The 20754-nt window shown below is 65.7% G+C and carries 19 protein-coding genes; 7 read left to right on the top strand and 12 right to left on the bottom strand.

Going from position 1 to position 20754, the window contains the following annotated elements; genetic code table 11:
- Positions 1 to 15: 15 nt before the first annotated feature.
- Complete coding sequence (locus CAG31_RS15360; RefSeq protein WP_003225447.1) at positions 16 to 291, top strand: peptidylprolyl isomerase; 276 nt, start codon at positions 16 to 18, stop codon at positions 289 to 291.
- A 420-nt stretch (positions 292 to 711) separates the two neighbouring features.
- Here CAG31_RS15360 and CAG31_RS15355 read toward each other — a convergent pair whose 3' ends face one another.
- The 10 genes from CAG31_RS15355 to CAG31_RS15310 form a co-directional block, all read right to left on the bottom strand.
- Entirely contained in the window at positions 712 to 1644 is a 933-nt protein-coding gene (locus CAG31_RS15355) for a sugar kinase (RefSeq protein ID WP_085582530.1), read from the bottom strand.
- Between the two features lie 160 nt (positions 1645 to 1804).
- Positions 1805 to 3022: an amino acid deaminase gene (locus CAG31_RS15350; protein ID WP_085582528.1), complete on the bottom strand. Its 1218-nt coding sequence runs from the start codon at positions 3020 to 3022 to the stop codon at positions 1805 to 1807.
- Between the two features lie 39 nt (positions 3023 to 3061).
- Positions 3062 to 3826: an IclR family transcriptional regulator gene (locus CAG31_RS15345; RefSeq protein ID WP_085582526.1), complete on the bottom strand. Its 765-nt coding sequence runs from the start codon at positions 3824 to 3826 to the stop codon at positions 3062 to 3064.
- Positions 3827 to 3953: 127 nt separating this feature from the next.
- Positions 3954 to 4343, bottom strand: a complete 390-nt coding sequence (locus tag CAG31_RS15340) for a RidA family protein (protein WP_039768794.1) — start codon at positions 4341 to 4343, stop codon at positions 3954 to 3956.
- A 30-nt stretch (positions 4344 to 4373) separates the two neighbouring features.
- Positions 4374 to 5171 (bottom strand): amino acid ABC transporter ATP-binding protein, encoded by a 798-nt coding sequence (locus tag CAG31_RS15335; protein WP_085582524.1) that lies wholly within the window; start codon positions 5169 to 5171, stop codon positions 4374 to 4376.
- Positions 5168 to 5830, bottom strand: coding sequence for an amino acid ABC transporter permease (locus CAG31_RS15330; RefSeq protein ID WP_085582522.1), 663 nt, complete (start codon positions 5828 to 5830; stop codon positions 5168 to 5170). The genes CAG31_RS15335 and CAG31_RS15330 overlap by 4 nt, the downstream gene beginning before the upstream one ends.
- Before the next feature lie 9 nt (positions 5831 to 5839).
- Positions 5840 to 6502: an amino acid ABC transporter permease gene (locus tag CAG31_RS15325; protein ID WP_085582588.1), complete on the bottom strand. Its 663-nt coding sequence runs from the start codon at positions 6500 to 6502 to the stop codon at positions 5840 to 5842.
- A 51-nt stretch (positions 6503 to 6553) separates the two neighbouring features.
- Positions 6554 to 7402 carry a transporter substrate-binding domain-containing protein gene (locus tag CAG31_RS15320; protein WP_085582520.1) on the bottom strand — a complete coding sequence of 283 codons (849 nt, stop codon included), beginning with the start codon at positions 7400 to 7402 and terminating at the stop codon, positions 6554 to 6556.
- A 305-nt stretch (positions 7403 to 7707) separates the two neighbouring features.
- Positions 7708 to 7989 carry a type II toxin-antitoxin system RelE/ParE family toxin gene (locus CAG31_RS15315; RefSeq protein ID WP_085582518.1) on the bottom strand — a complete coding sequence of 94 codons (282 nt, stop codon included), beginning with the start codon at positions 7987 to 7989 and terminating at the stop codon, positions 7708 to 7710.
- Positions 7979 to 8227 (bottom strand): type II toxin-antitoxin system Phd/YefM family antitoxin, encoded by a 249-nt coding sequence (locus tag CAG31_RS15310; protein ID WP_085582516.1) that lies wholly within the window; start codon positions 8225 to 8227, stop codon positions 7979 to 7981. Before CAG31_RS15310 ends, CAG31_RS15315 begins: the two co-directional genes overlap by 11 nt.
- Before the next feature lie 322 nt (positions 8228 to 8549).
- Between CAG31_RS15310 and CAG31_RS15305 the strand changes: the two genes are divergently transcribed.
- The 6 genes from CAG31_RS15305 (at position 8550) to CAG31_RS15280 (ending at position 17581) form a co-directional block, all read left to right on the top strand.
- Complete coding sequence (locus CAG31_RS15305; RefSeq protein ID WP_085582514.1) at positions 8550 to 8987, top strand: co-chaperone YbbN; 438 nt, start codon at positions 8550 to 8552, stop codon at positions 8985 to 8987.
- Positions 8988 to 9162: 175 nt separating this feature from the next.
- Complete coding sequence (gene wecB, locus CAG31_RS15300) at positions 9163 to 10317, top strand: non-hydrolyzing UDP-N-acetylglucosamine 2-epimerase (protein ID WP_085582512.1); 1155 nt, start codon at positions 9163 to 9165, stop codon at positions 10315 to 10317.
- The gene (nrfB, locus tag CAG31_RS15295; RefSeq protein WP_085582510.1) at positions 10314 to 12488 is read left to right on the top strand and encodes a cyclic di-3',5'-guanylate-activated glycosyltransferase NrfB; all 2175 of its coding nucleotides are present in this window, start codon (positions 10314 to 10316) and stop codon (positions 12486 to 12488) included. The genes wecB and nrfB overlap by 4 nt, the downstream gene beginning before the upstream one ends.
- Positions 12485 to 15643, top strand: a complete 3159-nt coding sequence (locus tag CAG31_RS15290; protein ID WP_085582508.1) for a phage receptor — start codon at positions 12485 to 12487, stop codon at positions 15641 to 15643. Before nrfB ends, CAG31_RS15290 begins: the two co-directional genes overlap by 4 nt.
- Positions 15643 to 16521: a DUF4434 family protein gene (locus tag CAG31_RS15285; RefSeq protein ID WP_085582506.1), complete on the top strand. Its 879-nt coding sequence runs from the start codon at positions 15643 to 15645 to the stop codon at positions 16519 to 16521. The genes CAG31_RS15290 and CAG31_RS15285 overlap by 1 nt, the downstream gene beginning before the upstream one ends.
- Entirely contained in the window at positions 16505 to 17581 is a 1077-nt protein-coding gene (locus CAG31_RS15280; protein WP_085582504.1) for a diguanylate cyclase, read from the top strand. Before CAG31_RS15285 ends, CAG31_RS15280 begins: the two co-directional genes overlap by 17 nt.
- A gap of 173 nt (positions 17582 to 17754) precedes the next feature.
- Here CAG31_RS15280 and CAG31_RS15275 read toward each other — a convergent pair whose 3' ends face one another.
- Together CAG31_RS15275 and CAG31_RS15270 are read right to left on the bottom strand one after the other, a co-directional pair.
- A complete protein-coding gene (locus tag CAG31_RS15275) occupies positions 17755 to 18501 on the bottom strand; it encodes an SDR family oxidoreductase (RefSeq protein WP_085582502.1) in 747 nt (248 codons plus the stop codon).
- 123 nt (positions 18502 to 18624) lie between these two features.
- On the bottom strand, positions 18625 to 20709 hold the full coding sequence (locus CAG31_RS15270; RefSeq protein ID WP_085582500.1) for a bifunctional diguanylate cyclase/phosphodiesterase: 2085 nt from the start codon (positions 20707 to 20709) through the stop codon (positions 18625 to 18627).
- Positions 20710 to 20754: the final 45 nt, after the last annotated feature.

The raw sequence follows: 20754 nt of genomic DNA, 5'->3' as shown, positions 1-20754 counted from the left end.
ATCAGGTACCGCATCATGAAAGCCCAAGCCCGCCACATTCTGGTGAAGACCGCCGAAGAGGCCGAACAGCTCAAGCAACGCATCGCCAAGGGCGAAGCCTTCGACGTGCTGGCCAAGAAATACTCGACCTGCCCGTCCGGCAAGCGCGGCGGCGACCTGGGCGAAGTGCGGCCGGGGCAGATGGTCGGCGCCATCGATGCGGTGATCTTCAAGAAGCCGCTGCGCACCGTGCACGGGCCGATCAAGAGCAAGTTCGGCTATCACCTGGTGCAGGTGTTCTTCCGCGACTGAACCCTGCCCCGCGGCGCCCCGGCCGCCGCCATCGCCAGCCTGCTGGCGATGCGTCCGGTCAGGCGACACCGAATCTGGATGTGCCGGCCTCATCGCTGGCAAGCCAGCTCCCACAAGAATCTCCGGCGTTCGCCGACCTTGCGAACAACCACAATACCTGTGGGAGCGGGCTTGCCCGCGATGGCGTCCGGTCAGGCGACACCGAGGCTAGATGTGCCGGCCTCATCGCTGGCAAGCCAGCTCCCACAGGGTTCTCAGTCGTTCCCAGGCCTTGCGGACAGCCACAATACCTGTGGGAGCGGGCTTGCCCGCGATGGCGCCCGGTCAGGCGACACCGAATCTGGATGTGCCGGCCTCATCGCTGGCGAGCCAGCTCCCACAGGGTTCTCAGGTGTTCGCTGGGTTTGCGGACGGCCGGTTTCACCTCGGGATCAGCGCACCCGGCACCTGGATCACCTGGCTCGCCAGCCGGTGCCCTGCCTCGGCGGCGTCCGCCGGGCTGGCGCCTGACAGGCGGCTGGCCAGGTACGCCGCGCTGAACGAGTCCCCCGCCGCCGTGGTGTCGATCACCTTCTCGACTTTCTGCGCCGGCACTTCGAACGCTTCCCCGTCGCAGCGGATCAGGCACGCCTCGGCGCCGCGCTTGAGCACCACTTCCGGCGTGCCGATCTGCGTGTAGGCCTCGAACACCGCGTCGCAATCGGCGAACCCGAACAGCGCCTGTTCATCCTCCACCGTCAGCAACGCCAGGTCCACATAGGGCAACACGCTGCGGTAGGCCGCCTGCGCTGCCTCCCGCGAAGCCCACAGACGGGGCCGGTAGTTGTTGTCGAAGACGACGCGGGTGTCGCGCTGGCGGGCTTCGGCCAACACCTCGATCAAGCGTTCCCGCCCTTGCGCGCCCAGCACCGCCAGGGTGATGCCGCTGAAATACAGCACGTCGTAGTCCGGCAAGGCCGCCAGCGTCGCGGCGCCGTTCGGCAGGGTGAAGCAGTCGCGCACGGCCGCTTCGTTGCGCCAGTACAGGAAGCGCCGCTCGCCGGCGGCGTCGGTCTGGATGCAGTACAGGCCCGGCAGCCGACCGGGCAAGCGCTGCACCCAGTCCAGGCCGATGCCTTCGTCGGCCCAGCGGCGGCACATCTCGTCGCTGAAGCTGTCGTCGCCCAGGGCCGTGACGTAATCGACCCGGGCCCGGTCGCCCATGGCCCGCGACAGGTAGACGGCGGTGTTGAGGGTGTCGCCGCCGAAGCTTTGCTGCAGGCTGCCGTCGGCGCGCTGCTGAAGTTCGATCATGCATTCGCCGATCAGGGCGATGCGCGGGAGGTGGGGGCCCAGGGGGCTGAGAGTGGTCATCTGAATGGAGTCCTGGCAGTTCAAGGGTGTTCTGTCGGCCGCCATCGCCAGCAGGCTGGCTCCCACATTGGAACTGTGTCGAACACATGTCCCTGTGGAAGCCGGCCTGCCGGCGATGGCGTCGGTGCAAACGCCACCGGGCGCGGTGCCGGCTGAGGTCTCAGAAGCAGGTGCCCATCGTCTCGATCACCGTCAGCCGCTCATCCACCAGCAACCCCACCCGCCATTTGTCGAAGGTCAGGCACGGGTGCGAGGTGCCGAACGAAATGATGTCGCCGACCCGCAGCTCCACCCCCGGCGCCACGGTCATGAACGCATGCTGGTCCATCACCGCCGTCACTTTGCACGCGCCGACGTCATCCCCCACCGCCGGCAGCACCCCGGCCTTGTAGCGCAGCAGCGGCACCGGCAGGCCGGCGTCGAAGGCCACGTCGCGCTTGCCCAGGGCGACCACCGCGAACCCCGGCTCCGGCAACGACTGCACATGGGCCCAGACCTCCAGGGCCGGGCGCAGCCCTTCGTGCAGGTCGCTGCGCCGGTCGAGCACGCAGCACTGCGCTTCCTTGTAGATGCCGTGGTCGTGGGCGACGTAGCTGCCCGGACGCAACACGCTGAGGAAGCGCCCGGCGGCGTTCTGCGCCTCGAAGGACTCGGCGATCAGGTCGTACCACGCCGACCCCGACGCCGTGATGATCGGCTTGGCGACGGCGAACGCGCCGCTGTCCTGCAACTGCACCGCCAGGCGCACCAGCGACGCGGCGAATTCGCGGATGCCGCTGACGGCATGATCGCCATGGATAACGCCCTCATAGCCTTCGATGCCGGTCAGGGCCAGGGCCGGTTGCGCAGCGATGGCTTCGGCCAGTGCGATGACTTCCTGCTCGCTGCGGCAACCGCACCGGCCGCCGACCACGCCGTACTCGATCATCACGTTCAGCCGAACGCCTCGGGAGGCGAAGTACGCGCCCAGATCGGCGACGTTGTCCGGGTGATCGACCATGCAGTAGAAGTCAAAGCCAGGATCGGCCAGCAGATCGGCGATCAGCGCCATGTTCGGCGTGCCGACCAATTGGTTGGCCATCAGCACCCGGCGCACGCCGTGGGCGTAGGCGGCGCGGGTCTGGGTGGCGCTGGCCAGGGTGATGCCCCAGGCGCCGGCGTCGAGCTGACGGCGGAACAGCGCAGGCGTCATGCTGGTCTTGCCGTGGGGCGCCAGTTCCGCGCCGCTGTCGCTGACGAACGCCTGCATCCAGCGGATGTTGTGCTCCAGCGCCGCGCGGTGCAGCACCAGCGCCGGCAGGCTGACATCGCGCACCAGGTGGGCGCCGACGGCGGCATCGCCCTTCTCCACGGCAGCGGTAGTGTTCACGGTCGTCATGGTCGAACTCCTCACAGTCGCGCCCGCCGGCGGGCGCGGTCAGTCGTTGATGCGCCGGGCGAGGCTGTTGGCGCTCTCGATCAAGACCCGGCGATAGTCGTTGTAGTTGTTCTTGGCGTCGGCGCGCGGGGCGACGATGCACAAGGTGCAGATGGCCACGCCAGCGGGGTCTTTGACCGGCGCGGCGAAGCAGTGGGTGAACGTGTCGGCGACACTGTCGAAGGAAAAGAACCCGTCGATGCCGGCCTGACGAATTTCCCCCAGGAACGTCTCCAGCGGCAGGCGTTTGCCGTCCGGCAGGATGAAGTCGTCGGGGTCGATCAGATCAATGATTTGCTGGTCGCTCAGGTGCGCCAGCAGCAGGCGCCCGGACGCGGTCCACGGGATCGGCGCGTTTTCGCCGATATCGGAGGAAATGCGAAAGTGCCGCTCGCCCTCCTTCATCAGCGCCACCGTGTACTTGCGCCCGTTGAGCAGGCACATCTGCGCGGTTTCCCGGGTCTGGCTGACGATTTCCTGCAAGGCGTGGTCGGCCTCGCGGCTGAGGTCGAAATGCCGCAGGTGCGCCTGGCCGAGGAAGTACAGCTGACGGCCCAGATAGACGTGACCGTCCTTGCCCACCGGCTCCAGGATCCGCCGCTCCAGCAGCGACGCCACCAGTTCGTAGACCGTGGATTTCGGGCTGCCGATGCCGTTGGCGATATCGTTGGGGCGCAGCGGCTGGCCGATCTCCTTGAGGAAATCGAGAATGTCGAACGCCCGGTCCAGTCCCCGGGCCCGGCGTTTGATGGTGTCTTCGGTCATGTCTTCAGGTTCCCATTCACAGTGCCGGGAGTGTACCGAGAGTGCCAGGCTGACCGGTAGGCGGCCATCGCCAGCAGGCTGGCTCCCACAGGAGAACGCATACCACTGGCGATAGAGCCACCCCGCTTCAGGCCTTCTTCTTGTAGGCGATGCAATCGATCTCGACCTTGCAGTCGACCATCATGCTCGCCTGCACGCACGCCCGCGCCGGGGCGTGCTCGGGCTTGAAGTACTCGCCGAACACCTTGTTGAAACTGGTGAAGTCCCGCGGATCGTCCAGCCACACGCCGGCACGCACCACGTCCTCCAGGCCGTAACCGGCTTCTTCGAGGATCGCGATCAGGTTCTTCATGGTCTGGTGGGTCTGCTCGACGATGCCGCCGACGATGATCTCGCCGTCCACCGCCGGCACCTGGCCGGACACGTGCAGCCAGCCGTCGGCCTCAACGGCGCGGGCGAAAGGACGGGGCTGGCCGCCGGCCGCGGTGCTGCCGGTGCCGTATCGGGTGATGCTCATGGGTGTGTCTCCTGATTGAAAAGTGAAAGGTCAGAACCGCGTGCTCTTGAGGAATTCCGCCAAGCGCGGCGACTGCGGACGCTCGAACAGTTCCTTGGGTGGCCCCTGCTCTTCGATGCGTCCCTGATTCATGAAAACGATCTTGTCCGACACCTCGAATGCAAAGCGCATTTCGTGGGTCACCAGCAACATGGTCATGCCATCTTCGGCCAGGCCCTTGATCACGTTGAGCACTTCGCCCACCAGTTCGGGGTCGAGGGCCGAGGTGACTTCGTCGAACAGCATCAGGCTCGGGTTCATCGCAATGGCCCGGGCGATCGCCACGCGCTGCTGCTGGCCGCCGGACAGCTGGCCGGGAAAGTGGTCGCGGCGCTGCAGCAGGCCGACCCGCTCCAGCCATTTCTCGGCCAGCGCCACGGCTTCGTCCTTGTGCATCTTCTTCACCTTCAGCAAGCCGAGGGTGACGTTCTGCAACGCGGTCAGGTGCGGGAACAGGTTGAACTGCTGGAACGCCATGCCGGTCATCGCACGATGGCGGGCGATGACCTTCTCCGCATGACGCACGCGCTTGCCGTTGACTTCGTCGTAGCCGATGGACTCGCCGTCGAGCAGGATCTGCCCGCCCTGGAACTCTTCGAGCATGTTCACGCAGCGCAGCAGCGTGGTCTTGCCCGAGCCGCTGGAGCCGATCAGCGTGACCACGTTGCCGCGCTGCATGCTCAGGTCGACACCCTTGAGCACCTCCACCGCGCCGTATTGCTTGTGCAGGCCACGGATGTCCAGCAGAGGTTGGGTCTGGGGCTGTGAAGAAACTTGAGCTTGAGTCATGGCAAGGCCACCCGCTTTTCAATGAACCGGCCGAACAATTCGATGCCGTAGTTGATGACGAAGAACAGAAATCCGGCGAACAGGTAGAACTCCAGGGTCATGAACGTGCGGGCGATGATCTGCTGGGTGCTGAGCAGCAGCTCCGCCACGCCGATCACCGACAGCAGGGTCGAGGCCTTGACGACCTCAGTGGACGAGTTGACCCACGTCGGCAGGATCTGGCGCAGCGCCTGGGGCAACAGCACATAGCCGAGCGCCTGGTAGAACGTCAGGCCGATGGCCTTGCTCGCCTCCATCTGCCCGCGGGGCAACGCCTGCAGCGCACCGCGCACGATTTCGGCGACATGGGAGCCGCAGAACAGCGTCAGGCCCAGGGCACCGGCCTGAAACGCGCTGATCTGCCAGCCCAGCGCCGGCGCCATGTAGAAGCACGCCAGCACCAGCACGAACACCGGGGTGCCGCGGATAAGGTCGACGTAGAAACGGAATGGAGCGCGCATCCAGAAGCGGCCGTAGGTCAGGATCAGACCGGCGACCACGCCGACCAGCGTCCCGAGCAGGATCGCCAGCGCCGACACCTGCACGCTGGTGACAAAGCCCTGCCAGAGCGGCTCGCGCGCCACCCACAACTCATGCAACCAACCTTGGGATTCGTACATCGCAGCCTCCTATCGGCGGATCGCCAGACGCTGCTCCAGGTAACGCAGCAGCATGGCGATGAGGTAACAGGCCGCAACGTACAACGCCGTGGTCACCAGCCAGGTTTCGATCACCCGGTAGCTCTCGACGTTGATCTTGCGTGCGTAATAGGTCAGTTCCGGCACCGCGATGGCGGCGGCCAGCGAGGTGTCCTTGAACAGCGAAATGAAGTTGTTCGACAGCGCCGGCAGCACATTGCGCAGCATCACCGGCACGGTGACGTAGGCCTTCACCTGCCACTCGCCCAGGCCGATGGCCAGACCGGCCTCGCGCTGCCCTTTCGGGATGCTCAGCAGCCCGCCGCGGAACACCTCGGTCAGGTAGGCCCCGGCGTACAGCGACAGCGTGATGATGAAGGACGGGATCTTGTCCAGTCGGATCCCCAGGCTCGGCAACGCGAAATAGATCAACAGGATCAACACCAGGATCGGCGTGTTGCGGATCACCGTCACGTACACCGAAGCCAGCACCTGCAGGGCGCGATGCTTGGACAGCAAGGCGAAGGCCATCAGCAGGCCGATCACGCAGCCGATGGCGATCGACACCAACGCCAGCTCCAGGCCCAGGCCGAGCCCCGCCAGCAAGGTGTCGAAATCGCGCCACACGGCGGCAAAGTTCAACTGATAGTTCATGGTTGGCAGTACCTTGAGCGGGGCGACGCGCATCGCCCCGCTCTCACGGGATCATTTGAATTCGACGGGGAAACCGATGGCCGGGGTCGGCAGGTCGACGCCGAACCACTGCTTGAACGAGGCCGCGTACGTCGGGAACTCCACGCCGGTCATGGCTTCATGCAGGGTGGTGTTGACGAAGTTCAGCCAGTCCTGGTCGCCGCGCTTGACCGCGCAGGCGTAGGTCTGCGGGCTCCAGGCATAGGTCGGGCTGCGGTAGCGGCCGGGGTTCTGCACCATCAGGTACTTGACCGAAGACTGGTCGGTGGCGGCGGCATCGGCGCGGCCGGAGTTCACCGCTTGGTACATCAGGTCGACGCTGTCGTACTGATCGACCTTGGCCTTGGGCAGCGCCTGGTGCACCAGTTCCTCGGCGTACACGTTCTGCAGCACGGCCACGGTCACGCCGTCGCCGGCGGCCTGCAGGTCCTCGATCTCCTTGTACTTGCTGTTGGCCGGCAGCAGCAGGCCCACGCCTTCGCGGTAGTACGGCAGGGTGAACGCCACCTGCTGCGCGCGGCTGGCGGTGACGGTGATGAACTGGCAGCTCATGTCGACCTTGTCGGTCAACAGGTTAGGAATCCGCGCATCGGACGACTGCACCACGAACTCGACCTTGCTCGGGTCGTTGAACAGCCCTTTGGCCACCATTCGGGCGATGTCGATATCAAAACCCTGCAACTTGCCGTCCGCCCCTTGGAAGTGCCATGGCGCGTTGGTGCTGCCGGTGCCCACGATCAGCTTGCCCCGGGCCAGGACACTGTCGAGCTTGCTGTCGGCCGCCTGGGCCATGCCCGCAACGGCGGACGAAGCCGCGAGAACGAAAACACACGCTTTGAACAACGAAGGACGGCGATGCATGGCAAGGACTCCTGAGGAAGTTTATTCCGTTATACCGGAACTAGGTATGTAACAACGGAATAGACAGCAGAAAGTGTGCCACAGGATTCGGGGGGAATCTGTACCGGATTGAAAATTTCAGGGAATCAATGAGATACGTCGAACAAGGGAAAGTGGCGCAATTCACCCCGATGGCGTGGAGCGCTACCAATGGCCACAGGGGACGGGTAACAGGTACTCAATGAGTGCAGATGGAGCGGGATTGTGCGAGGCAATAACAGGGGGATCAGGAAGAAATTCGTCAGGCGCTGAAAAAGACTGGGAAGTCAGCGCTGCGCTGCTGCGTTGTACACATCTGCTCCGTCACGTTTCCCCACCGCGATGACGGTAACGACCAGCACTTCATCGATGACGCGATAAACCAAACGATAGCCGGCGCTTCTAAGCTTGATCTTGTAGGCCAGTCCAAGGCCTCTCAGCCGATCCGCCGGAACAGGCGGATTACTGAGCCGTTCTCGAAGCTTGCGTGCAAACTGCTCCTTCAGATTGCCTCCCAGTCTGTTCCACTCTTTCCAAGCCTTCTCCGAGAACTCCAGCTCATAGGTCATCGATCGAGACCTTTATGGTCGGATCGTTTTCCCGCTCCTTGCACAGTTCAATCAGTTCCAGATCCTCAAGGCGCTCAATCATTGCTTCGTACGCTTTGGCTGGCACGCAGTAGAACGCCGGCTCATTGCGGTTGAGGATCGCAACGGGTTCACCGCCGCCTGCGGCGACAGTGCCCATCGGGTTCTTTTTCAGCTCGGAGATGCTCGCTACGACTTGTGAAAGCACGATGTGTGTCATGAAGGGACTCCCTAGGGTGCTCTTTGAAGCGCCAAAAATAGCACTCCAGGACACATCTGACCTCAACCCTTTTGTCTCTGAAACCGCTTGCGGAAAAATGATGCTGTCCATCGGGAATCCCTTTCACACGCTCAAATCTGATGCAAAAAACAGTATCACGGTCAGCCGGTGTGCGTTTCGGCATCGAATGTCGGGGCGCTCCTGCATTTGTGTGGGAAAAGTGCGCGTTTTCCGAGCCCACCTGTAATTTCTGACAGTAGACCCGCCTCCTTCCCTGCCTTAACGTCAGGAAACCTTTAACGGTCGTCTGGAGGAGTCTCTGATGAAGGCGATCCTACCTCTTGCAATGCTGCCCCCCACCTACCGCAAAGCCCTGAAGACCTGGCGTCCGGTGATCCTCTATTTCACCAACGAACACTGCCCCGCCTGCGAAATGGCCGGGCCGATCTTCCGGCATGTCGCCGAGCCCTATCGACTGCGCGCGGACATCTACATGCTCAACACCCGCGAAGCGCCCCGGCACCCGAACGTCACCGGGACGCCGACGGTGCTGTTTTACCGGGACGGCAAGCTGATGAAGAAACTCAAGGGCATCGGCACCGAGGACACCCTCAGGCAAGACTTCGCGCTGCACATCGGCCGGGTCAAGCCGCCCGCCCGGCACCGTCGGCACCAGTGCCGCCATGACCTGACCTGGCTCCACGTCACCTTGCGCACCCTGCGCACCATCCCCGATGCACGCCGACGGAACTTTTCCTGAAAGTGCCACCTAAGAGCCATCATCACTGGTACTTTCGTTCCAACTGATAGACATCAATCGCGCTCCGGGCCGGATTGGACAAGCTCCGATCCGGCTGCTTTTCTTTCATTTCTCAAAACGAGATTCAGCGCGCCGGCCCACGGCCGTCAGCGCGCTCACGTCCCAGGAGGGGTCCATGTCCTTTAACGTCATGATGGTTTTCGGCACCCGACCGGAGGCCATCAAAATGGCCCCATTGGCCCGGGTTCTGCGTCAGTGGCCCGACATCCGACTGAACATCTGCTCCACCGGCCAGCACCGGGAAATGCTCAACCAGGTGCTCGACGCCTTCGAACTCACCGTCGATGAAGACCTGCAAGTGATGACCCAGGGCCAGACCCTGAACGGCCTCTCGCAACATCTGCTCACACAACTCGACCAGGCCTACGACCGGGTCAAACCGGACATCGTCCTGGTGCACGGCGACACCACCACCAGCTTCATCGCCGCCCTCGCCGCGTTCAACCGACAACTGCCCATCGGCCATGTCGAGGCCGGGCTGCGCACCGGCAACCTGCGCGCGCCGTGGCCGGAAGAAGCCAACCGGCGCCTGACCGGCGTGATCGCCGACCTGCACTTCCCGCCGACCTCCAAGTCCGCCGCCAATCTGCTGCGCGAGGGCGTGCCCCAGGACAACCTGGAAATCACCGGCAACACTGTGATCGACGCCTTGCTGTGGATGCGCGAGCACCAGCGCGAGACCGGCTGGCACCCGGCCGCCGACTCGCCCCTGGCGGCGCTCGACGACAGCCGCCGGATGGTGCTGATCACCAGCCACCGCCGGGAGAACCTCGGCGGCGGGTTCAACAACATCTGCGAGGCACTGGCGGAACTGGCCGAGCGCTACCCCGACGTGCAGTTCGTCTACCCGGTTCATCTCAACCCCCAGGTGCAGCAAGTGGTGTACGGCATGCTGGCGGGCAAGCCCAACCTCTACCTGATCGCCCCGCAGGACTACCCCCACTTCGTCTGGCTCATGGGCCGCGCGCATTTCATCCTCACCGACTCCGGCGGCGTGCAGGAGGAAGCGCCCGCCATCGGCAAACCGTTGCTGGTGCTGCGCGACGTGACCGAGCGGCCGTCCGTGCTGGAAAGCGGCACCATGGTGCTGGTGGGCACCGACAAGGCGCGCATCGTCCAGGAGGCCAGCCAGTTGCTCGACGACGAAGCGACCTACACCCGCATGAGCCGCGTGCACTTCCCCTACGGCGACGGCCACGCCAGCGAACTGATCGCCACCCGCCTCCACGCCTGGCTGAGCGCACGCTCGGCGGCGGGTAACGGGGTATGAGCCTGGGTTGGATCGATTTCTTTGCGTATGTGCTGTTCGGTCTTAAGTATGTGGCGATCCTTCTCGCCCTGCTGATGTTCATCCTCGGCCTCGACGATCTGTTCATCGACCTGGTGTACTGGGGCCGCAAGCTCATACGGCGCTGGCGCATCTACGAGAAATTCAAGCGCGCCGACGAGGAGCGCCTGTACGCCATTCCGGAAAAGCCGCTGGCGATCATGGTGCCGGCCTGGAACGAGGTCGGCGTGGTCGGGGAGATGGCGCGCCTGGCCGCCTCGACCCTCGATTACGAGAACTACCAGATCTTCGTCGGCACCTACCCCAACGACGCCGAGACCCAGGCCGACGTCGACGCGGTCTGCCTGCACTACCCCAACGTGCACAAAGTGGTGTGCGCGCGACCTGGGCCGACCAGCAAGGCCGACTGCCTGAACAACATCATCGACGCGATCTTCCGGTTCGAGAGCGAAGCGAAGATCCAGTTCGCCGGCTTCATCCTCCACGACGCCGAAGACGTGATCTCGCCGATGGAGCTGCGCCTCTACAACTACCTGCTGCCGAACAAGGATCTGATCCAGATCCCGGTCTACCCCTACGCGCCGGAATGGAAAGGCTTCACCGCCGGCCATTACGTGGACGAGTTCGCCGAGAACCACGGCAAGGACGTCATCGTGCGCGAGGCCCTGACCGGTCAGGTGCCGAGCGCCGGGGTCGGCACCTGCTTCAGCCGCAAGGCGATCAGCGCGCTGCTAGAGGACGGCGACGGCATCGCCTTCGACGTGCAGAGCCTGACCGAGGACTACGACATCGGTTTCCGCCTCAAGCAGAAAGGCATGAAGTGCATCTTCGCCCGCTACTCGGTGACCGATCCGAAACTGGCGCTGGAACAGCCTTGGGTGTTCGGCATGAACCGCGAGTTCGCCCAGGTGATCTGCGTACGCGAGCATTTCCCCCGTGACTTGCAGCACGCCATCCGGCAGAAGTCGCGCTGGATCGTCGGCATCGTGTTCCAGGGCACCAAGAACCTGGGCTGGAGCCGCAAGGGCCTGCTCAACTATTTCCTGTGGCGCGACCGGCGCGGGCTGATCGCCTACCTGCTGAGCTTCATGGTCAACCTGCTGTTCCTGGTGCTGCTGGCGATGTGGCTGATCACCGTGATCGCCCCGGAGGCCTGGCGCTATCCGTCGATCCTGGCCGACAGCGCGCTGCTCTCGGCGCTGCTGTGGCTCAACGGCCTGATGCTGCTCAACCGCCTGTTCCAGCGCGGCTGGTTCGTCACCCGCTACTACGGCATCGTCGAAGGCCTGCTGTCGGCGCCGCGCATGATGTGGAGCAACTTCGTCAACTTCTTCGCCAACCTGCGCGCCCTGCGCCAGGTCATGGAAATGGGCGATTCGCGGCGCGTGGCGTGGGACAAGACCACCCACGAGTTCCCGGCCCTGACCAAGGCCCAGCGCACCCCGCTCGGCCACCGGCTGGTGGAGAAAGGCCTGCTCAGCGAAGAGCAGCTCGAAGCCGCGATCACCAGCCCCGTGCGCCGCCGGCTCGGCCGCGAACTGCTGCTGCGCGAACACATCGACAGCACGCAACTGGTGCAGACCCTGGCCGAACAGCTGGATCTGGAATGGGCGCCGCTCAATCCGTTCAAGCTGGACAAGCGCCTGATCGACGCTGTGCCGCGCCGCGTGGCCTCCCACTACGGCGTGCTGCCGGTGGCCGAGGACGGCGACACCCTGGTGCTGGCCTCCGAAGGCCCGGTCAGCCAGGTCTCGCTCGGCGCGATCGGCCGCCAACTCAAACGCCCGGTGCGCTGCCGCCTGGCGCCCCAGGGCCGCGTCACCCTGGGGATCCGTTACTGGTACGCCAGCCCCCGCCAGACCGAGGAAGTGCGTCATATGCTGCAAGTGCTGGAACGTCATCAGGACGACGAAGCCCTGCTTGAGCGGGTCAGCCATCACCAGGTGCTGCTGGGCAACCTGCTGCAGGTGCGCGGCATGGTGCCGCCGACCCTGTTCAATCAGGCCCTGATCGACTTCGACGCCGAACAGATGTCCCTCGGCGAACACCTTATCTCTCGGGGCATGATCACCCAGGAGATCCTTGAGCAGGCTCTGGCCGACCAGGCCAGCGAACAGCAAGCCGCCTACCGCATCGTCCGGGAGGTCGCATGAAGCCTGTGGTCAACCGCCGCACCCTGCTGATGGGCAGCCTGTTGCTCGGCCTGAGCGCACAGCCGTCGCTGGCGGCGCCGCTGAGCGATTTCGAGCAGTTCCGCAGTTACCCCTACATGGACCGCAGCTACCGGGAAGCCAAGAAAGGCAACTGGAAGGAAGTCGAACGGCTGATGCGCCACCTGCTGGAAAAAGTGCCGAAAAACGACGAGGCCCGCGCCCTGCTGGTGGAAGCCCTGGCCAAGCAGCGCCGCTACAAGGACGCCTTGCAGGTGCTGGGCAACGACAGCGACGGTCTGCTCGATCTGCGCCTGACCTGGATCGAGCAGGATCCGCCGACCAGCACCCAGGTGGAAAACTGGATGGCCAACAGCAGCCTGAACGACCGCGTCCGCCTGTGGCAGGCCTACAGCCTGAGCCTGGCCAAGTTCGGCGGCGCGGCGCGGGCCCACGACTGGCTGGCGCAACTGGCGCCCAAGGGCGACGACAACATCCTGCGCCTGGCCCGGGCCAACTGGTCCGAGCAACTGCGCGACTGGAACGGCACCATTGAACAACTGGCGCCGCTGGCCGCGCGCAAGCAGCTCGACGCCGAGGGCTGGCAACGCCTGGCCAACGCCTACGTGCAGCGGCTGGACGAAAAGCCGCTGCAAGACCTGTTGCAGCAGGCGCCCAGCCCCGAAGCGGCGCGCAAGATCCGTCTGGCGATGGTCGACCGCGCCATCGCCATGGGCCACGAGCAGCAGGCCGAACGCTGGATGCAGTCGTTGCCGGCCAGCGACCTGGCCGACCCGGCCCAGCGCCAGCGCCTGTGGGAACTGGCCCGGCAGACCGGCGACAGCGCCAGTGTCCAGCGCCTGAGCAACGACTTGCAGCGCCCGTGCCTGGAGACCGTCGAGTGGCTGTCCCGCCATGACCCGGAGGCCGCCAGCGCCCAATTGCGCCGCTGCAACCCCACGGACGATCCGCAGGCCTGGCTGGTGCTCGCCCAGCGCCTGCAAGCCACCGACCTGTTGCAGTCCACCCGCCTGCCCCAGCCCTGGGACAGCCGCCGGCAGGCGCAACTGCTCGATGTCTGGCAGGCCGAGGGCCAAAGCGACAAGGTCATGGCCTGGCTCGCCGCGCAGCCGCAGACCGCCGAGGTGATCAAGCGCCGGGCCGAGCTGTTGCAGAAACAGGGTCGCAGCCAGGAAGCCGCCGGGCTGTGGGAACGCCATTACCGGCAGACCGGCAACCTCGCGTCGCTGGATCAGGCCAGCTACATCGCCTTGAACGCCGGGCAGCGCGAGCGCGCGCAGACGCTGCTGGAAGACGCGTATGACCGACATGGCGGCCGCTTGTCCGCCACGGCGTTGCAGCGGCTGGCCGGGCTCTACGCTTCGTCGCCCAGCACGACGCCGGCCCAGCGACGGCGCATGGCATCGCTGCTGGGCCGCGTCGACGCTGCCACCCGGGGCCAACTGCTGGCGCAACTGGCGGAAAGCGGCCAGTGCGACGTCGTGCGGCAAGCCATCGGCAGCCAGCCGCTGGCCGCCGGCGACTTCCGGGCCCTCGGCCGTTGCGCGATGCCGGACCGACCGGGGGAAGCCGTCGTGTATTACCGGCAGGCCGAGAAGCTCGGCGACCGCGGCAGCCGCCTGCCGTTGGCCTATGCGCTGGAGGCAGCCGGAGATTCCGCCGGGGCCCTGGCCCTGTGGCGCAGCCTGCCGGCCTCTGAACTGAGCGACAACGCCCGCCTCACCGCCAGCCGCAGCGCGCTCAACGTGGGCGACAGCCAGACCGCCGAACGCTATTGGCAACAAAGCACCACACGCGGCGCCAACGAATGGGCCCTCGGCGCGGCGATCGCCGACGCTCGGGGCGACCGTACCCAGGCCCTGGAGCGCCAGCGCCAGGCCTTGCGGCAGCAACCGGACGCCGGGCACTTCTACGCCGCCTCGGTCACGGCGCAGAAGGCCGGCGACCTGCCGCAAAGCACCGCCTGGCTGGCCGAAGCCGTGCGCCGCGACCCGACCAATCCGCGCTACCGCGCCGACTACGGCATGCGTCTGGCCGGTGCCCAAACCCGCGAAGAGCGCGCCGCCGCCATCCCGTACCTGCAACAGGCCACCCGCGATTTTCCCGAGGACTATCGCCTCGGCGAGACCCTCGCCTGGCGCTACGACGAGGCCGAGGACAGTGCGTCGGCCCGCCGGGAACTGCGCCGGGTGATCGACCTGGAGCAGAACCCGGTGGCCGCCGACGACGAGGACGGCAGCATGGAAGCCCGCCGCTACCGCCAGCGCCGCGCCCACGAAACCCTGTCGCGCCGCGACAGCCGAACGCTGGCCAGCACCTGGTCGCCGGCCGGGGTGTCGACCAACGACTTCGTGCGCCCCGACGACAGCAAAGGCACGAACCGCCGCGCCGACTCGCAGAACGTGCAACTGGCGATGTGGGACCATGCGTTGGGCGAAGAGCCGAGCCGCGCCGGCAGCACGCTGTCGGTGTATGGCCGGGTGCTGCTCGGCGGCCAGGGCCGCTCGCGCTACGCCGAATCCCTCGCCGCCGGCGTCGGCCTGCGCTACAAGCCGTGGGGCACGCAGAACATCAACTTCTACGGCGAGATCTACAAACAGAGCCAGTTCGACGACGATGACAGCCACAGCCTGAACCTGGGCCAGATGCTGGTGCCGGAAAAGCTGCTGGACCAGATCGGCGACCACCGTCAGGACGGCCACACCAGCACCGACTACCTGCTGCGCGCCACGGCGTCGTTCCTCGATCAGGGCCGGTACCGCAACGACTGGCGCGTCGACGAGAGCGACTGGGACGAACGTTTCCTCTACCTGGACGCCGCGTGGTGGACCAAGGCCGGCGACCACCAGTGGCTGTCGCGCTTCCAGCAGGGCCATGCCTGGAAGCTGCCGTTCAACGGCGCCCAGACCCTCATGCCGTACGGCTTCCTTGAGTTCGCCAGCCAGGATCCCGGCAACGACTGGCGCCAGGACCTGCGCACCGGCGTCGGCTTGCGCTGGCAATGGTGGTACGACGATGACCGCTACAACGCCTACCGCTCGAAACTGACGGTGCGCACCGAATACCAGCAATCGCTGGGCGGCAATCTGTATGAAGGCGGCAACGGTGTGCTGCTGGGTGTGGAGTGGAATTTCTGATGGCGCGATGGTTAGTGTTTTTCTGCCTGGTGCTGGGCGCGACAGTGGCTCAGGCCGACGCCCGGGTGTTCTATCAGCCGCTTAACGTCGATGCGCGGCTGACCCAGGCGCAATGGCAAAAGATCTGGCAGGACACCGCCCGCCAGGGCACCCGCACGCTGATCGTGCAGTGGACGAGCTATGGCGATTCGGACTTCGGCGGCGCCGACGGCTGGCTGGCCCGAAGCCTCCGGCTGGCGCAGCGCCAGGGCCTGGAACTGGTGCTCGGGCTGGCGATGGATCCGGCCTACTACCGGCGCATCGACGAGCTGGACAGCGCCGGCCTCGGCACCTACTGGCAAGCGCAGCTGGGACGCTCGCTGGCCCAGCAACGGACGTTGCGCCAGGACTGGCAACTGCCGGTCGCCGGCTGGTATCTGCCGCTGGAGCTGGACGACCTGCACTTCCTGGCGGCGGACCGGCGGGCGACCCTGCAACGCCAGCTCAAGGACTTCGCCGGCCAGCTGGATGCGCCGCTGCATGTCAGCGCGTTCAGCGCCGGCAAGCTGGCGCCGGCGGTCAACGGCCAATGGTTGGGCGAGATGAGCGCGGCGGGCATTCAGGTGTGGTGGCAGGACGGCGCCGGCACCGCACGCTTGCCGCCGCTGGTGCGCAACGGTTACGCCCAGGCCCTGCCCTGCTCCGTGGGCATCGTGCGCGAGGCGTTCCGCCAGACCAGCGCCGAAGGCCAGCCGTTCCGCGCCGACCCCGCCGCGCCGGACGCCAGCGCCGCCGGCTGTCACCCGGACGCAGTGTTTTCCCTGCGGTATCGGCCGTGGGGCCGGGTGATCCTCGACAACCAGCGCGAACATCAGGAGCGCGATGTACAAAACCATTGAAGATGAAGTCCTGAAGCGAACCGCGCCCGCCGAGCTGTGGGCCGAGTTCATCCAGCATGAGTTCGAGCGCCTGCGCTCGTTCTGCCTGCTGATCTTCGTCGCCAGCATCAGCGTGTGGGTCATCTTCGACCTGATCGTGAGCTTTCTCGGCGGCCAGGGCCTCACCTGGCGCTCGATGGCGTTCCTGGCGGTGTTTGCGGTGCTGACGGTGATCCTGCTGTTCACCCGCCGGGCCCGGCACTTCGACGTGCTCAACCTGCTGTTCGTGCTGACCATGACCCTCGGCGTGCGCCTGCTGATCGACGGTCTGCCGTCCAGCTTCCAGCCGGCGTGGCTGGTGCTCGGCGCCTCCAGCATCCTCTACAGCACGTCGGTGCTGCCGATCAGCCGCTGGTCGTTCTATGCCGCGCAGGCGACGATCTGGCTGGTACTCAATCCCTTCCTGTTCACCGACATCGGGCTGTTCGAGCTGCGGGGCGTGCTGACGGCGTGCTACAGCGTGTTCCTCTGCGGACTGACCATGTACACCTTCCTCAAGCTGCGCGAGGCCAAGCTGTACAACTACATCATGTCCCGGCTGCTGCTGGACCAGGCCTACAACGACACCCTCACGGAAATCCCCAACCGCCGTTCGTTCATGGCCCGCGCCGAAAAACGCCTGATGGCCGTCCCCCGCGAACAGGACCACTACCTGGCGATGATCGACATCGACAACTTCAAGAAAGTGAACGACGTGTACGGCCACGACATCGGCGACGAAGTGCTCAAGGGGATCGCGGCGGACATCAAGTCGGTCATGGCGCCGTATGAATATGCGCGCCTGGGCGGCGAGGAGTTCGCGATCTACCTGGCCGGGGTGCGCCACGCAGACGTCGAGGCGCTGGCCGGCGAACTGTGCCGCACCGTGCGCGAACGGCCGACCCGGCACCCGGTGACCATCAGCATCGGCGTCACCCGGGTGGAGGACGGCGACACCCTGAACCAGGCGCTGATCAAGGCCGACGAAGCGCTGTACGAATCCAAGCACACCGGGAAGGACCGCTACACCTTTCACGGCTGATCGAGAATCTGCACGACCGGCCGCACGGGGTGCCGTTGCCGGCCTCTTCGCCAGCAGGCTGGCTCCCACCCTGTTCGGTGCAGGCCAAGGATTGTCTGCCCGCCATTGCGCCCTGTGGGAGCCAGCCTGCTGGCGATGGCGCCAGCAAGGCCGCCGGTCAAGCGTCGGTGAACCTAGCGCCCGCCGCCCAAATCGACAAAGGTACCGGTGGCGTAGGACGCCTTGTCCGACAGCAGCCAGACAATCGCCTCCGCCACCTCGTCCGGCCGCCCGCCCCGTGCCATCGGAATCGCCGACTCCAACTTGCTGACCCGGTCCGGATCGCCGCTCAGGGCATGAAAATCGGTGTAGATGTAGCCCGGCCGCACCGCGTTGACCCGGATGCCCTCGCCCGCCACTTCCTTGGACAGACCGATGGTGAAGGTGTCCAGCGCGCCCTTGGAAGCGGCGTAGTCGACGTATTCGTTGGGCGAGCCCAGGCGGGCGGCCACCGACGAGACGTTGACGATGCTGCCGCCCTGCCCGCCGTGCTTGGGCGACATGCGCAGGATCGCGTGCTTGGCGCAGAGTATCGGCGCCAGCACGTTGGTTTTCATGATCTTGAGGATACGGAACTCGGACATTTCGTCGACCCGCGACTTGTGGCCGACCGTGCCGGCATTGTTCACCAGCGCCGTGACCCGGCCCAGCTCCGTGTCGACCCGGTGGAACAGGGCGACCACTTCGTCCTCAATGCTGACATCGGCCCGCACCGCGATGGCCTGCGCCCCCATGGCCCGCACCTGGTCGAGCACCTGGTGGGCAGCCTGCTCGTCGGCCTGGTAGTTGATGCAGATCCGGTAGCCCTGCGCGGCGGCCAACAGCGCCGTGGCGGCTCCGATCCCGCGCCCCCCGCCGGTGATCACAATGACTTTATCCATGCTGGCTATCCCCCGATGCACACGTGACAGTCGAGGCAAGAATAACCGTCATCGGCGGGTTTTGCATGGCTGCACATTGCCCCACGGGCGATCGCCGTGGCGAGGGCGCTTGCTCGCGCCGGGTCAGCCCGTCGCTTGACGCTCGCTGCGCTGGTGCACGCCTTGCAGGAAGTGCTCCGCCGGCATCGGGTGCCCCAGCAGGTAACCCTGCAGCGAATCGCAACCCAGTTGGGTGAGGAAGTCCTGCTGCACACCGGTCTCGACCCCTTCGGCGACGATCCGCAGCCCCAGCGCCTGCCCCAGCGCGACGATCGCCGAGACGATGGCGGCGTCATCGCTGTCGTGCTCCAGGTCACGCACGAAACCGCGATCGATCTTCAGCTCGTTGGCCGGCAGGCGCTTGAGGTACATCAGGCTCGAATAGCCGGTGCCGAAGTCGTCGATGGACAGGTCGACGCCCATGTCCGAAAGCTCCTGCAGCACCGTCATGCTGGCGTCGGCATCGTTCATGGCCGTGGTCTCGGTGATTTCCAGGGTCAGGCTGTTGGCCGGCAGATGATGGGTGGCCAGAGCCTTGGCCACGCTCTGCACCAGGCCCGAGTGGCAGAACTGCAGCGCCGAGAGGTTCACCGCGATCCGCCAGTCGGTGTAGCCCAGCACATACCATTCGCGCATCTGCCGGCAGGCTTCGTTGAGCACCCACTCGCCGATGGGAATGATCAGACCGGTCTTCTCGGCCAGGTCGATGAACTTGTCCGGCATCAGCATGCCGTCGGTGGGGTGCTGCCAACGCAACAGCGCCTCGGCGCCGACCGGGCGGCCGTCGGCGGCGTCGAACTTGGGCTGGTAATGCAGGCTGAACTGGTGGTGCTCCAGGGCCGCGCGCAGATCCTGCAACAGCTGCAATTGCTTGCGGGCGTTGCTGTTCATCGAGGCGTCAAAAAAGCTGTAGCCGTTCTTGCCGCCGCCCTTGGCGTGATACATCGCCGCGTCGGCGTTCATCAGCAGTTCCTGGGCGCTCTGGCCGTTGCCTGGGTACAGGGCGATGCCGACGCTGGCGGAAATCTGCAGCTCGTGGTCGGCCACCCGGAACGACTGCGCGATCAGCCCCACCTGACGGGCCGCCAGGCCCAGGGCATCGTCGGGCTCGTTCAGGCGCACCAGCAGGACGAATTCGTCGCCGCCGATGCGCGCCAGGGTGTCCATGCTGCGCAGGTCCTGGCGCAGGCGCGCGGCCACTTCGCGCAGCAACTGGTCGCCCATGTGGTGGCCGAAGGCGTCGTTGACCGGCTTGAAGCCGTCCAGGTCAATGAACATCAGGGCGAAGCAGGCGCCCTGCTCCTGCACTTTTTTCATGGCCTGATTGATCCGGTCGTCCAGCAGCATGCGGTTGGGCAGGCCGGTCAGGGTGTCGTGCAGGGCCAGTTGGGTGAGTTCGCGGTTGGCCACGGTCAGGGAATGGGCCAGGTCGGCGGTGCGCGCCTCAAGGCGGGCGTCGAGGATCGAGGTCAGCAAGGCGATGGCCAGCACCGCCAGGGTGGTGATCAGCACCAGGTTGTCCAGGCCGTTGCCGTTCAGGCCGTCGAGCGCGGCGCCGCAGAAGCTGCCTTCGGGAAACCGCGCCGCCGCCATGCCGGTGTAGTGCATGCCGACGATCGCGATGCCCATGATGATCGCCGCCCCGGCGCGGAACAGCCGCACGTAGGGCGAATGCTGGCGCAGGCGGAAGGCGATCCACAGCGCCGCCGCCGAGGCGCCGACGGCGATCATCAGGGAGGCGCCGAACAGCGTCGGGTCGTAGTCGATCCCCGGCGTCATGCGCATGGCCGCCATGCCGGTGTAGTGCATGGCGCTGATGCCGGCGCCCATGACCAAGGCGCCGACGCCCAACTGCCAGGCCGGGAGCTTCGGCTGGCTGACCAGCCACAGGGCAAAGCCGCTGGACAGCACCGCGATCAGCAGCGACAGCGCCGTGATCGCAATGTCGTAGCCCAGGCTGATCGGCAGCTTGAAGGCGAGCATGCCGATGAAATGCATCGACCAGACGCCGATGCCCATGGCGAACGCACCGCCTGCGGTCCACAGATGCACGGCCCGCCCCTTGGCGGTGGCGATGCGCCCGGTGAGGTCGAGGGCGGTGTAGGACGCCAGGATCGCGACACACAGCGAAATGAAAACCAGGGTGAAGGAATAGCTACCGATGAGCATGACGATTCTCGTGGCCACCCCGCCGCGGTCAGTCCATTAGGGTCG

The sequence above is a fragment of the Pseudomonas sp. R25(2017) genome, assembly GCF_002112565.1.
Taxonomy (GTDB): Bacteria; Pseudomonadota; Gammaproteobacteria; order Pseudomonadales; family Pseudomonadaceae; genus Aquipseudomonas; species Aquipseudomonas ekonensis.
Note: the sequence above shows the minus strand (reverse complement) of the source record. Positions and strands in the feature narration are given on the sequence as shown.

Coding starts and splice junctions, on each gene's coding strand:
- CAG31_RS15360 (WP_003225447.1), top strand. CDS start 16: ATGAAAGCCCAAGCCCGCCACATTCTGGTGAAGACCGCCGAAGAGGCC.
- CAG31_RS15355 (WP_085582530.1), bottom strand. CDS start 1,644: ATGACCACTCTCAGCCCCCTGGGCCCCCACCTCCCGCGCATCGCCCTG.
- CAG31_RS15350 (WP_085582528.1), bottom strand. CDS start 3,022: ATGACGACCGTGAACACTACCGCTGCCGTGGAGAAGGGCGATGCCGCC.
- CAG31_RS15345 (WP_085582526.1), bottom strand. CDS start 3,826: ATGACCGAAGACACCATCAAACGCCGGGCCCGGGGACTGGACCGGGCG.
- CAG31_RS15340 (WP_039768794.1), bottom strand. CDS start 4,343: ATGAGCATCACCCGATACGGCACCGGCAGCACCGCGGCCGGCGGCCAG.
- CAG31_RS15335 (WP_085582524.1), bottom strand. CDS start 5,171: ATGACTCAAGCTCAAGTTTCTTCACAGCCCCAGACCCAACCTCTGCTG.
- CAG31_RS15330 (WP_085582522.1), bottom strand. CDS start 5,830: ATGTACGAATCCCAAGGTTGGTTGCATGAGTTGTGGGTGGCGCGCGAG.
- CAG31_RS15325 (WP_085582588.1), bottom strand. CDS start 6,502: ATGAACTATCAGTTGAACTTTGCCGCCGTGTGGCGCGATTTCGACACC.
- CAG31_RS15320 (WP_085582520.1), bottom strand. CDS start 7,402: ATGCATCGCCGTCCTTCGTTGTTCAAAGCGTGTGTTTTCGTTCTCGCG.
- CAG31_RS15315 (WP_085582518.1), bottom strand. CDS start 7,989: ATGACCTATGAGCTGGAGTTCTCGGAGAAGGCTTGGAAAGAGTGGAAC.
- CAG31_RS15310 (WP_085582516.1), bottom strand. CDS start 8,227: ATGACACACATCGTGCTTTCACAAGTCGTAGCGAGCATCTCCGAGCTG.
- CAG31_RS15305 (WP_085582514.1), top strand. CDS start 8,550: ATGAAGGCGATCCTACCTCTTGCAATGCTGCCCCCCACCTACCGCAAA.
- wecB (WP_085582512.1), top strand. CDS start 9,163: ATGTCCTTTAACGTCATGATGGTTTTCGGCACCCGACCGGAGGCCATC.
- nrfB (WP_085582510.1), top strand. CDS start 10,314: ATGAGCCTGGGTTGGATCGATTTCTTTGCGTATGTGCTGTTCGGTCTT.
- CAG31_RS15290 (WP_085582508.1), top strand. CDS start 12,485: ATGAAGCCTGTGGTCAACCGCCGCACCCTGCTGATGGGCAGCCTGTTG.
- CAG31_RS15285 (WP_085582506.1), top strand. CDS start 15,643: ATGGCGCGATGGTTAGTGTTTTTCTGCCTGGTGCTGGGCGCGACAGTG.
- CAG31_RS15280 (WP_085582504.1), top strand. CDS start 16,505: ATGTACAAAACCATTGAAGATGAAGTCCTGAAGCGAACCGCGCCCGCC.
- CAG31_RS15275 (WP_085582502.1), bottom strand. CDS start 18,501: ATGGATAAAGTCATTGTGATCACCGGCGGGGGGCGCGGGATCGGAGCC.
- CAG31_RS15270 (WP_085582500.1), bottom strand. CDS start 20,709: ATGCTCATCGGTAGCTATTCCTTCACCCTGGTTTTCATTTCGCTGTGT.